At 48.5% G+C, this 12,704-nt stretch carries 10 protein-coding genes and 1 pseudogene; all 11 read right to left on the bottom strand.

Translation table 11 applies throughout. The features are described 5' to 3' along the window. Positions 1–91: 91 nt before the first annotated feature. Positions 92–1,567, bottom strand: a complete 1,476-nt coding sequence (locus ACQSGY_RS18510; protein ID WP_427179703.1) for a sensor histidine kinase — start codon at positions 1,565–1,567, stop codon at positions 92–94. Continuing rightward, positions 1,564–2,277: a response regulator transcription factor gene (locus ACQSGY_RS18505; RefSeq protein WP_427179701.1), complete on the bottom strand. Its 714-nt coding sequence runs from the start codon at positions 2,275–2,277 to the stop codon at positions 1,564–1,566. The genes ACQSGY_RS18510 and ACQSGY_RS18505 overlap by 4 nt, the downstream gene beginning before the upstream one ends. A 210-nt stretch (positions 2,278–2,487) precedes the next feature. Further along, positions 2,488–2,793 (bottom strand): annotated as a pseudogene (locus ACQSGY_RS18500) (Rpn family recombination-promoting nuclease/putative transposase); the annotation flags it as partial. Between the two features lie 10 nt (positions 2,794–2,803). Further along, positions 2,804–3,661 (bottom strand): Rpn family recombination-promoting nuclease/putative transposase, encoded by an 858-nt coding sequence (locus ACQSGY_RS18495; protein WP_427179699.1) that lies wholly within the window; start codon positions 3,659–3,661, stop codon positions 2,804–2,806. Between the two features lie 88 nt (positions 3,662–3,749). Continuing rightward, positions 3,750–4,667, bottom strand: coding sequence for a helix-turn-helix transcriptional regulator (locus ACQSGY_RS18490; protein ID WP_427179816.1), 918 nt, complete (start codon positions 4,665–4,667; stop codon positions 3,750–3,752). A gap of 166 nt (positions 4,668–4,833) precedes the next feature. Continuing rightward, positions 4,834–6,243, bottom strand: a complete 1,410-nt coding sequence (locus tag ACQSGY_RS18485; protein WP_427179814.1) for an MATE family efflux transporter — start codon at positions 6,241–6,243, stop codon at positions 4,834–4,836. Between the two features lie 275 nt (positions 6,244–6,518). Further along, positions 6,519–7,406 (bottom strand): carbohydrate ABC transporter permease, encoded by an 888-nt coding sequence (locus ACQSGY_RS18480; protein WP_188594071.1) that lies wholly within the window; start codon positions 7,404–7,406, stop codon positions 6,519–6,521. Positions 7,407–7,437: 31 nt separating this feature from the next. After that, positions 7,438–8,319: a carbohydrate ABC transporter permease gene (locus ACQSGY_RS18475; protein WP_427179697.1), complete on the bottom strand. Its 882-nt coding sequence runs from the start codon at positions 8,317–8,319 to the stop codon at positions 7,438–7,440. Between the two features lie 85 nt (positions 8,320–8,404). Further along, positions 8,405–9,742: an extracellular solute-binding protein gene (locus ACQSGY_RS18470; protein WP_216515166.1), complete on the bottom strand. Its 1,338-nt coding sequence runs from the start codon at positions 9,740–9,742 to the stop codon at positions 8,405–8,407. 147 nt (positions 9,743–9,889) lie between these two features. After that, positions 9,890–10,678, bottom strand: coding sequence for a response regulator (locus ACQSGY_RS18465; protein WP_427179695.1), 789 nt, complete (start codon positions 10,676–10,678; stop codon positions 9,890–9,892). After that, on the bottom strand, positions 10,668–12,437 hold the full coding sequence (locus tag ACQSGY_RS18460; RefSeq protein WP_427179693.1) for a cache domain-containing sensor histidine kinase: 1,770 nt from the start codon (positions 12,435–12,437) through the stop codon (positions 10,668–10,670). The genes ACQSGY_RS18465 and ACQSGY_RS18460 overlap by 11 nt, the downstream gene beginning before the upstream one ends. Positions 12,438–12,704 lie beyond the last annotated feature (267 nt).

The raw sequence follows: 12,704 nt of genomic DNA, 5'->3' as shown, positions 1-12,704 counted from the left end.
TGATTTCTAATGTGTATAGACCAATCATAAGGCTGGCATACTTCCAAAGTTATTCAGACTTGTTTCCAACTTGTAAACTTGTATCTCTATCTTAATTTACAAGTGGAAATATGAGTTGGAATGTTACGCCTTCTTGATGCTGTGGGTCAGTGGGCAACAGTGTAATTGTTCCACCCTGCTTCTCAACAAACTGCTTGACGAGGGACAGACCGAGTCCGGTTCCGCCTGTTTTGCGAGCTCGATCCTTGTTGACGGTGTAAAAGGGTTCGAAAATCTTCTCCTGTGCCTCTTCGGGAATTGGCGTACCTGAGTTATAGATGTGAATGACCACCTGTCGCTCGTTCATCCGCAATTCGTTTTCGACCCGAATGATGCCTCCCGGTACGTTATATTTGATTGCATTGTCCAGAAGGTTAATGAAAATATGCATCAGACTCTCCCGGTCACTGTGAATGACGGCAGGCTCCAGATGCAGCTCCATATTTAGTGCAAACTTCTCCAATTTGCCTCGCATTCGCCCGCAAGCATCCTCCAGCAATGCGCCGATCTCCACGTCCTCTGCCTGATTCTCGAAATCATACTTTTCAAGTGCAGACAGATGCAGCACCTTCTCCACCATTTCATATAACCGCTCGGTTTCTTTCCCGATGTTATTCGTGGCATCGTCCAGCAGTTGGGGATCATCCTTGTACATATTCAGCAGCTCCACATATGCCTTAATGGATGTCAGTGGTGTCTTGAACTCATGGCTGATATTGCCGATATATTGTTTCTGCTGCTGCTCCAGTGCCTGCAGCTTCTCAATCGCAAGTTCCAGCTTCTGCTGCTCGGCATGCATCGCCGTAATATTCTGCCGAATGGACGTGCTCATATAATAAATGCCTTGGCCCAGCTCTCCCAATTCATCCTTACGTTTGACCGGGGATTCGGTAATATAGTTCCCTTCTTGAATCGAAGCAGCTGATTTTTTCAACCGGGTAATCGCTACAGCAAAACGGTTGAAGAACAGATAACCCAGAATGAAGCTGAGTGCAACAACTGCAATGCCTGCCCATATAAACAGCTGAAGGATACGTGCGTAGAAATCCTGATAACTCTGCACAGAATACTGAATCCACACCGCACCAATCTGTCCTTCTGGACCATCCAGCGGCGCGGCATAAAGCAGGGTATCCCCTTGCTCATGGTAGGCTATTTTATTTTGTAATGCATAATTCAGTGTTTCCTGTAGAAGTTCGCTTTCACCCGGAGCAAAGGATGCTCCTACCTGTTTGCCGCTCATGTCATACAACGCAATAGGCAGCCCCGTCGAGTCAGCAAGAGCCTTCGCCAATCTGCGCCCATTCTGCTGCAGGAACAATTCCGGCTCCAGACGCACCGCCTCTGTATAGTACGCTTGGCGAACATTCAGATTAACCAGCCGCGTCTGCTGCGCCAGAATCCCTTCAACCTGTGATTGCTGATTAAGTTCAATCCCTCGCAGCACGAGGGAGCTCAGTACCACTACGGTGAGAATAAGCAGTGCTGCCAGAAATACACTGAATTTCAGCTTGATGCTGACTCTCATAGATACCCGCCTGTTTCAGTGGCGGCAGCCTTGTACCCAATGCCGTATACCGTTTGCAGCATTTGCTGGTCGGTATCCCCGATTTTTTTGCGCAATCGCTGGATATGAATATCTACCGTCCGTGTGCCGCCCGCGTACTCCATGCCCCATACCCGATCAAGAAGATCATCTCGTGTGTACACCCGTTCCGGATTGGACATCAGAATGGTCAGCAGGTCGAATTCCTTCGGGGTTAAATCCAGCTTCTCTTCACCCACCATCACCGTACGGTGTGCGACATGAATACGCAGTGCCCCGTTCACAATAGCCTGACTTTGAGTATTATCCTGCGGCGGCTGGCTCTTTTTTTCCACACGACGCATTAGCGCCTTTACGCGGGCCAGAAGCTCGCGGATTTCAAATGGCTTGGTCATATAGTCATCCGCACCCATTTCAAGGCCGACAATTTTATCAACGAGTTCATTTTTGACGGTCAGCAAAATAATGCCGATATCCTCCCGATCCTCCAGCCTGCGGCAGACGCCATATCCATCCAGTTTGGGCATCATAACATCCAGAATTATAACCTGAGGATGAAACGAGGCTACCTTGACTAAAGCTTCTTCGCCATCGTTTGCCGTCTCCACTTCATACCCTTCACGCCGAAGGGCATATGCAATGGCACTGACAATGCTGGATTCGTCATCCACAACGAGCACTTTTCTATTCATCGGATTCATCCTTTTTATCTCTGTCATAAGTTATGGGTTTATGTTAACAAGATCGCGAATATTACGCCATGAAACTTTAGTCGTTTCATTAGCCTCTGGATATCTCGCAGCAGGTACGCTGCTCTTTTTCTTTTTATACCCCAAAGACAGCAAAAAGAGCCATTCCACAGATGGATTGGCCCATGTTATTCTGATCCTCAAGAAATTAAACTATGGAAGCAGCTTCCGAATTTCCTCTTCGGAAAGGCCCGAGGCCTTCACAATGGCAGACACGTCCACACCAAGGGCTAGCAACTCACGAGCCATTTCTTGTTTGCCTTCCCTTAAGCCTTCCTTTTTACCTTCCATTTTACCTTCCCGTAAGCCTTCTGCCCGCGCGCCCTCAATCATCGACTTTTCATCGCTCAACGCCTTCATCCGGGCATCATACGCCATGCGGGTGGCAGCATCATGACTCAGAAACTCCAGCGTATCCATCGCTTTCTTCAACATCGGTTCATTCATCGCCAGCACCTCCGAATGCTACTTATGGAAGCAACTTCCGAATTTCCTCTTCGGAAAGGCCCGAGGCCTTCACAATGGCCGACATGTCCACACCAAGGGCTAGCAACTCACGAGCCATTTCTTCTTTGCCTTCCCGTAAGCCTTCCTTTTTACCTTCCCGTAAGCCTTCTGCCCGCGCGCCCTCAGTCATCGACTTTTCATCGCTCAACGCCTTCATCCGGGCGTCATACGCCATGCGGGTGGCAGCATCATGACTCAGAAACTCCAGCGTATCCATCGCTTTCTTTAACATCGGTTCATTCATCGCCAGCACCTCCCAGTTTGATGTGTCGATCCCTTTCAGGAATAACAGCCAATTCACAAGCCCGCCTTGTTCCAGCGGAACAGCATGCTGCTCCAGCTTCGTTAACTCCATCACATGGATTTCGATGTCGTCCGTCAGGCTAATCCCTGTATGGTCTTCCCGCAAATGAAATACATTGTGGTAACGTTCATTATCCAAACAGGAATAATTCAAAATGTTAATAGTTACACACTTTTTAAGCAGGTTGTAGTTTTCACCCTTTTTAATCTGGTGGAAGTACATCTCACTCCAATAGAACAGCGTTCGCTTCTCCATATGGTACGGGTTGAACAACTGCATCTCAATATTAATGAGCTTGCCCTCCACCGTCTTCGCCTTAATATCCAGAATGGACTGTTTATCCTCTGGACTATCTTTATCCGTGTACGTGTTAATAACCGTAATCTCCGTCAAGGGAGCCTCGCCAGTTTCAATAAACGTGCTGTTCAGAAAAGCCAACAAAACATCTTTATTTTGCTCACTTCCAAAAATGCGTTTGAACACAAAATCTACCCGTGGATCAAGCAGTTCCGTCACACATCATCAGCTCCATTCTTCACCAGCATTATACCATAATTCCCATCCCTTCTTCCGTTTAAAAATAACCCGCGCACCATTTGATTTCCTATTCCTCAAACGATAGATTTAACGGCTCGTCCGACATCTCATATTCCGTCTCCATATGGGTCACAGGTGTGTTCAGATCCACTTCCTCGAAGCGGAAACTGTCCACCCATACTTTTCCTTTGCCATTCAGGATCACCCCAAACGAGATCACCGCACTCTCTGCCGGTACATCCAGCACAATGCTGTACTGATTCCATGGCTGTGTACCCGTGATCGGCCTGTCGTGCATATTATCAAACTGCAGCACATCATGTACGTGGTTATCCACACGCATCCATAGTCCGCAGAATGCATCCACACGATCGGTTTTGACAAACCCGGACAGCTTCATCCGTTTACCTACATATTTATCTGCCCGGAACTGCTGCATCATCGTCGCAAACTCATTCGGCTCCATCGGTGTAACGGCCTTCAAATACCCCGAGGCCTTCCCTTGATGTACCTCGGCAGGATCAATGCCCATCTCATAGTTTTGCGGGTGACTCCCCGTTAACATCCAACCTTTGATTGCTGTTGCAGCATTCATCTCTATTTCTCCTCCTCTGGTTTTTCCGGTGAATAGTTTCAGATCAAATAATTTACGAAAACGCCCAGGCGGCATGCCATACATTTTGCGAAAGGCACGAGTGAACGCTTCCTGACTTTCAAATCCGCAGGCAAGTGAAATGTCCAAAATACCTGCGTCTGTGGAGCGCAGTGCGATAGACGCCAGACTCATTCGCCGATGTCGAATGTAATCAACCACGGTCATACCCACCTCTTCCCGGAATACCCGGTGATAATGATAAGGGGATAACAAGGCCTGCGATGCCACGTCTTCCAGTCCAATCTCTTCATGCAGATGGTTCTCGATGTAGATCAAGCTGTTGTGAATCATCTCCTGATATCGACTCAATTGAGGATGTCCCCCTCCCATATCCTTACTATACGTGTTCACAAACGAGCCGTTTTGATCATTTTTGCGAAAATAAAAAAACAGAACCAGATCAGGGACAATAACTGTCCATGACTGGTTCTGCTTAACTCTAAGACTCATTTTACTAATCTACTGTGAACTGGCTTCACGAGTACGTGACAGCCCATCAGACCGCCGGGACCGGCTGTGCACCCGTCTCATCCTCATCGTGCTCCACCAGTTCATGCTTCTCCCATGCGCGGCTCTTCCAGCGGAAGTACATAATGACCGCACGTGTCCATTCATCTGCCGCAATGGCAAGCCATACACCTGCGAGTCCCAGATTCAACTGGAATACCAGCAGATATCCAAGAGGCAGACTCATGCACACCATAGAGATCAGCCCCATGTATACCGGGAACTTCGCATCCCCTGCCGCACGCAGCGAACCGATAATGACAATGTTGCAGGTACGCCCGGTTTCAAGCAACAGACTAAGCAGCAGGACCTGGGCGCCCAGACGGATAATCTCCGGATTATCTGTGAAAATGCCCATCAACGGCACACGGAAAATAATAATGATCACGTCAATCACAATCGTGGCCAAAAGGGCCCATTTTACACTGTCAAAGACACGTTTATACGCATCATCCTTACGACGCGCACCTACAAGCCGCCCAACAATGATAGACGTTCCCATGCCAATGGCCATACTGAACAGATAAATGTAGCTTGAAATGTTACCTGCATACTGCTTCGTTGCCATCGCTTCTGCACCCAGATAAGTCACGTACAGCGTAAATACGAGCTGGCAGGAGTGATAAACCATCGATTCCATCGCAGACGGAATACCGATTCGCAGTATTTTGCCAATAAAATGTTTGGACAGCTTGATATAATATTCGAAATCTACACGAACCTCACTTACCCGATACAGCAGCCAGAAGAAGATCAGCAGGCAGATGAAACGGCTTCCCACCGTCGAGATCGCTGCCCCTTCCACACCCAGCTTCGGCAGGCCGAAATGTCCAAAGATCAGAGCATAGTTACCAACAACGTGAATCACATTCATAAACACGGACACATACATCGTTTCCTTGGTATAACCGTGTGTCCGTATAATTGCAGCCAGCGCATTAATAAGGGCCTGGAGGAAAATCCCACCCCCGACAATACTTATATACGAACGGGCGTAATCATAGATTTCGCCTTGAATATTCAGAAGTGTCAGCAAATGTCCGCCAAACACCAGGAAAATCACACTCAGAATCAAGCCAACTGCAAGGTTGAGCGTAATCGCATTACCTGTAACCTGTGCTGCTTCCATTAGCTTTTTCGATCCAATGTATTGAGCCACAACAATCGCGGCACCATGCCCGATGACTTCCAATACTAAAATTGCAATCGAGATAATCTGGTTGGCCGCACCCACCCCGGAGACGGCATTATCTGATACAGAACTAAGCATGAGCGTATCTACGCTCCCCATCAACATAAACAAGAAGAGTTCCAGGAATATAGGCCAGGTCAGCCGAATTAATTTCAAATCCTTGGCATCTGAACGGAGGGACTCTTTGGTGGAGGATATTGCTGTCATTTTCTCACCTTTCCAACGTGGGCTTGATTTCATAGGGTATGTTAGCACAGGTGGTTTGAAAATGCAGTAGTTTTACGAAAATAATTGAAAGTTTTTTGAAATTCCAGAAATAGGTATTTTACCGTTTTCATAAAACCTGTCCGTCTACCAGTTCCGCATAGTGCTCTGTGACGACTCCAAGACATAACAAAGCCCTTCCACCACGCATACTACGTGATTAATGGAAGGGCATTAAATCTGTTACATTTTAAAATAACAAAAGCACTGGCAGGCAATCATCCTTTAACCGAACCGGCCGCGATGCCTTCGACAATTCGTTCACTCAATACCAGAAACGCGATCAGAATAGGCAGGATGCTGATCATCAGCGTAGCACCAATCGCACCCCAATCGGTTGTATACTGTCCAATAAAGTTTTGCACCCCGACCGTCAGCGTTTTATACGTATCTGAGCTAATGAAGGTGTTAACGAAAATAAATTCATTCCAGTCATAGATCATATTAATGATCGCTGTCGTAGCAAGCACGGAAGCGGTCATCGGCAGCACGATCCGGAAGAATATCCGATTGACAGAGCATCCATCCATCACCGCTGCCTCTTCCACCTCTCTCGGAAGTGCATAATAGAACCCGAGCAGGATCATAATCGTGATCGGCATATTAAATGCAATGTAAGAGAGAATGACCGATAACGGATGGTCTGTGAGATGCAGCTTCAAAAATAGGCTGAACAGCGGAATGAGGGTGGAATGAACTGGAATCATCAGCCCCACCATGAATAACCCCAGCACCAGCGAACGTCCCTTCCAGCGCATCCGTGTAATGGCAAACGTTACGAGACTGGCAAACAGTACTGTAAATACGACAGAAACCACTGTAATCCACACACTGTTAAAAAAATACAAGCTGATATTGCCTTCCGTCCATACTTTGACATAATTCTCCCAACGCGGCGTAGCCGGGAGGGCAAAAGGAGCCATGTCGAATACTTCCTGATTATTTTTGAGTGAAAATAACATCAGCCACACTAATGGCAGGATTTGAAGCAAAGCTACCAGGGACAGCAGCACATAGAGCAGGACATATCCTAGTCTTTTCGTCCATACAGGGCTATGACCTGCCTGCGGGCCCACTGGCAGCCGAACAGCTGGTTCCGTCTTCAACGGGATAACCTCCTTTCATTTTGCGTATGCGTCAGGAATATTGAATTGTATCTTTGGAGGCTGTGGCCTTGCGAAGCAGCCAGGTCACGACCAGGCAGATGAGCAACAGGAAGAACCCTACTGCACTGCCGTATCCAAAGTCAAAACTGCGAAACGCCTGACGATACATGTAGGAGGCCATTACTTCACTCGCACCGTTAGGGCCGCCATCTGTCATGACATAGATCAGATCAAAATATTTCAGTGAGCCGACCACAGCCAGCACCACGGTAACCTTGATCACTTCCGTAATCAGCGGCAGCTTGATGCGGAACGCAATCTGCCACGGATTCGCACCGTCAATGCGAGCGGCCTCAATGAGTGATTCCGGGATATTTTTGAGTGCAGCATAATAAATCAAAATATAAAAGCCTGCATACTGCCACAGAATCGGTACGAACAGGGCATACAGCACCAGTGATGGCTCCGCCAGCCAGGCTGGCGGATTGCTGAAACCGATCGCTTCCAGAAACGTGTTCAGTACACCGTTACTGGGATGGTAGATTTTGAGCCATAACTGAGCGATAGCAACGGAAGATAAAAGCATCGGAATGAGATATATTTTGCGAAAAAAGTTGGCTCCCTTGATCTTGCCTGACAGCACCAGCGCAATCATCAAATATCCGATGAGACTCAGCGCAGAGAATAAGGCTAACAAAAAGGTATGATTTGCACTCTGCCAGAACGTGCCGTCCTGCAGCAGTGCGGTGTAATTGTCCAGACCGATAAACGTCATTGCTCCGATCCCGTCCCACTGCATCAAACCGTAATATCCGGTAAGCACAATCGGGATGTAGACCAGAACCAGCAGCAAAAGCAGTGCAGGAAGCACATACAGCGCAGCCACCAGACGGTTCGACATGACTTTGTCCAAGACTGGGTCCTCCCTTCGAGCGTTCAAGCATTCAGATGGTGCAGGTGAGGTGTGTATTAGCCATCAGTATAAGCAGCAGGGCACATTAGTTACCCTTGTCGATGGCCGCCTGATGATTCTTCACAAAGTCCTCCGGTGTGACTGCTTTGCCAAACAACGCCTGAATCATATCGAGATGCGCCTGAGCAGCAGCCGGTTTCATCTGTACATCTGCAAAGAGCGTCAGGCTGCTTGCCTGATTTAACTCGTTCAACAGATCGATGTAAAGCTGTGGCAGCTGTACTGTAGCGGTATCCACTTTAGTCGCAGGAATGACCCCTGCCTCGGTCACCGAGCTTTCGCCCCATTTTTCCACAAAGTATTGAATAAATTTCTGAGCTTCGTCCTTCACTTTCGAGTTCTGAGCCGCAAACAGGCCTACACCCGGTCCACCGACCCAGCTGTTGATATCACCCTTGCCGCCGTCAATGGTCGGGAATTTGAAAAATCCAACCTTATCCTTGAACTCCTGCGGAATGTCGGGATTCGTTGTAAAGTTCGGCAGTTCCCATGTTCCCATCAGGTACATAGCAGCCTTTTCGTTCATAAATTCAGATTTACCCTCATCATTGGACAAGCCGTTAAAACCTTTGTTAAATGCATTCATATCCACCAGCTTCTGCACTTCCGCCGCAGCCTGCGTCAGAGCCGGATCATCAAACTTGCCAGAGCCGTTAATGGCTTTCTCCAGAGCATCCCCGCCTACACGATTTGCCAGATACATATACCAGAGTGAGCCGGTCCAGCGGTCTTTGTTGCCCAGTGCAATCGGCACTTCACCATTGTCAGTCAGCGTCTTCACCACATTCAGGAATTCATCGTAGGTGGCTGGCGGCTGCAAATTGTATTTTGCAAAAATCGCCTTGTTATAATAGATCGGAGAGATGTTCAGCTCGATTGGGAGCGCATACGTTTTCCCGTCAACTGCATAAGCCTCCGTTGTGCCCGCAATGAACTTCTCGCCCAGCGAACCATTCAGCAACTCATCCAGCGGTGCAAACAGATTACCCTTTACGTAAGGCTCCAGGAAGCCCGCAGCCCAGGTTACACCGACATCAGGAAGTTCATTAGAGGCAGACAGAATCTTCAGCTTGTTCTTATATTGTTCGTTCTCCAGCACTTCCTGCTTGATCGTCACATTTGGGTTATCGGTCTGATACTGCTGGATAATATCATTGACCAGCTTGTTCTGTTGTGCTGAACTGCCAGCAGGCCAGAGATGCATGAATTTCAACGTAACCTTGCCATCTGCGCCTTGGTCACCACCACTTGCATTACTGCCGGATTCACTGCCTGTACCAGAACCTGCACTGTTACATCCAGACAAAATGACAGCCAGAATCAGTGTCCATGACAGCAGCATGGCCAGTGTCTTTTTATTCATATTTCCAACCCCCAATAGTGGAATTACGGTTGTTGTAACCGCTTTAATGAAATTGTAGCATGGGCCCTCCCACCTCATAAGGATAGGATGATTTGGTAAAACTCCACTATTTTAAGAGGTTTTTTCTATATCACGCATATACACTTATTAACTCTTCTCATTTACGGTATGGCGGTATTTGCTTGGACTGATGCCCTCCAGGCTTTTGAACACTTTGATAAAATACTTATCCGTCTGGTAGCCCACTCTCCCGGCAATCTCCGATATAGGCAAGGCAGTCTGCACCAGTAATTCCTTCGCCCGCTGGACACGTTTGCGCATCAGATATTCACTGAAATTCAAACCAACCTGCTCTTTGAACAATACGCTGAAATAACTGGAGTTCAGGTGCACGGAGTCGGCAAGCTCCCGCATCGTTACGGGCTCCCCCAGATGTGCCTCAATATAGGACAAGGCTTCTCCAATCGGGGTGTCGCCCTGCTGATCCCTCCGCTCCCGGATATCCACCAGCTTGGGATCAACGATTTCCTGCATGGCCTGGATGCGCCGCTGCTGCTCATGAATATGAAGTGCTTTTTCCACCGTCTGGAGCAGCTGCTCCTTCTCAATGGGTTTCAACAAATAATCCACCACGCCCAGTTTGATCGCCTGCTGTGCATACGTGAAGTCCGCATACCCTGACATAATGAGAACCGCAGGTTTACTAGGAAAATGCTGAATCGCTTCCACCAGCGACAAGCCGGAAAATTCCGGCATACGCACATCCGTGATCAGCAGGTCGGCAGGCTGGCTCGCGAGCCATTCTCTGGCCTCAACACCGCTAGCCGCTGTCTGTATTCGGTTCTTACCGGCATACCATGCCTCCAGTGTTTTACGGATGCCTTCTCTTGTGCGAGGTTCGTCGTCCACAATCAGAATCGTTTTTTCATGAATCATATGAAGCCTCCGTTCCCCTTGGAATATAAAAACGAATTACCGTTCCGGCTCCCGCTTCACTGTCTACCGCAAGTCTTGCATAATCACCAAGCGGGCTGCCGCCAAAGTACAATTGAAGACGCTGATGGACGTTGACCAGCCCTACACCGGTCCCTCTGCCAGGGGACAGCGGATCACCACCCTTTAATGCTTGCCGGATCGTCTGAAGACGCTCCTCCTCTATACCTGGCCCATCATCACGCACCTCCACACATACCAAACCTGGGATGGATGACGGATACACGTTGATCTCTATCTTTCCTGGCTTCAGAGTGCTCTCCACACCGTACAATACGGCATTCTCCACTAGCGGCTGAATCAGCAGCTTGGGCATCGGTACCGTGCGCAGCTCTTCACTCAGCTGGATCTCCCACCGCATCCTGTCGCCAAGCCGCATCTGCATAATGTTCAGATACCGCTCTACATGCTCAAGCTCGTCCGCAATTGTCACCCATTCATCCTGATGCGGGCTGGAGATGATATAACGAAACAATCGGGACATCGCGATAACCATTCGAGCCATTTCCTCCTCCCCCTTGTCCTCCAGTGACCAATAGAAGGCTTCCAGTGTATTGAACAGAAAATGAGGGTTAATCTGCGATTGCAGCGCCTTCAGCTCTGCCCGGGATTGCATGACTTCCTTGTCATGCACTACCTGTGCCAGCTCATTCTGCCTGTAGACCATCTGGTTATACACCTCATTCAGCTCATTGATCTCCGAAGTGGAGCTAACCATGAGATTGGGCCTCATCGCCCCAGGCTGGGCTCCCCGCATTGCCCGCATCAGGCGAATCAACGGACGAGTAATCATCGTAGACAGAAAAAAGGACATCACCAGAAAAAGCAAAACGCCTATAACGCCCGATACAAATAAAGCCGTTCTCAGAATGGACACCCCTTCAGTCGTTTCCCGCAGCGGGGTTAATACCGCAAGCGTCCAGCCCGTTAGCTCGGATCGCTGCTTCACCACGATATACGACTCCTTGCCATTCTGAACGACAGATTCACTATCCATCACTGCTTGAGGGTCAAGGTGTACATCCAGATTGGAGGTCACGACCTCTCCGCCGCCGTCCAGCAGCATGATTGAATCCTGAGAGCCGTCCGAACGCTCTGAATCATTGAGTTGAAAAAAACTGCGCTGCATACGCACAACTACATAACCGCCATGCTCAAAAGAACGATCCAGCAAGTTGATTCGCCGAATGGCCAGAAGAATGCTTGGATCATCGGGATCAGAGCCGGCCCATACCAGCCGCCCCTTACCCTCATCGGCTTGAACAATCCACCCTCGATCCAGCCTGTGACTTAATGAACGGTCATCCATCGGAAATATCCGACTGTAATTCGTCGTGTAAATTTCCATGCTCTGCGCACCATTAATGAAGGATTGATAACTGCCCGCGATCTGCAGGAGTGCCTGCCGCTGATTAAAGGTAGCCTTCTTCCCCTGCTTCTCCTCATATAACAAACGCTGTAGATAGGTATCATCTGCAACCTGAGACGTTAAGGAATTGACCTGTGCGATAAGTGCGTCCAGCCTGCCACTGGCTTGTACGGCTGTCTGCTGGATGTGCTTCTCGGCGTTGCTTTTCAGCAAAGACGCTACACGGTCATATGCCGTAATACCTGCGATGAGCAGAACTACGAGCATCACCATCACAAAACCGACAAAGATCTGATTACGAAGTGAATTAAAAGGTCTGGTTTGCCGCTGCACCTTCCGAAATCCCCTCTTTCTGCATGGTAAAGAAACCACCATCTCACGCCCGTATTCTGGATGACGGGATACACTCGATGCCGGATTCGTCTGTGTATGCTGTTCTACTCATTGAAGCGCTTGCAAAGCTTTCCCTTTGAATTTACTATTTTTTTCTTTAAGCAAGACTCAACTTAGTTTACTGATTAAACTAACCGAATTCAAAATAGCACAGTTTGAGTTGTTAATCAATAACGAACTCATCCTGTGCCATAGCAGAACTCCCAC

Origin of the sequence: Paenibacillus sp. TC-CSREp1 (assembly GCF_050171015.1) — a bacterium.
Classification (GTDB): domain Bacteria; phylum Bacillota; class Bacilli; order Paenibacillales; family Paenibacillaceae; genus Paenibacillus; species Paenibacillus silvae.
This window is presented reverse-complemented; position numbering and strand designations above follow the sequence as displayed.

What these genes read in the sequence shown, in the direction of transcription:
- ACQSGY_RS18510 (WP_427179703.1), bottom strand. Translation starts at nt 1,567, where the DNA reads ATGAGAGTCAGCATCAAGCTGAAATTCAGTGTATTTCTGGCAGCACTG.
- ACQSGY_RS18505 (WP_427179701.1), bottom strand. Translation starts at nt 2,277, where the DNA reads ATGAATAGAAAAGTGCTCGTTGTGGATGACGAATCCAGCATTGTCAGT.
- ACQSGY_RS18490 (WP_427179816.1), bottom strand. Translation starts at nt 4,667, where the DNA reads ATGGGAGGGGGACATCCTCAATTGAGTCGATATCAGGAGATGATTCAC.
- ACQSGY_RS18485 (WP_427179814.1), bottom strand. Translation starts at nt 6,243, where the DNA reads ATGACAGCAATATCCTCCACCAAAGAGTCCCTCCGTTCAGATGCCAAG.
- ACQSGY_RS18470 (WP_216515166.1), bottom strand. Translation starts at nt 9,742, where the DNA reads ATGAATAAAAAGACACTGGCCATGCTGCTGTCATGGACACTGATTCTG.
- ACQSGY_RS18465 (WP_427179695.1), bottom strand. Translation starts at nt 10,678, where the DNA reads ATGATTCATGAAAAAACGATTCTGATTGTGGACGACGAACCTCGCACA.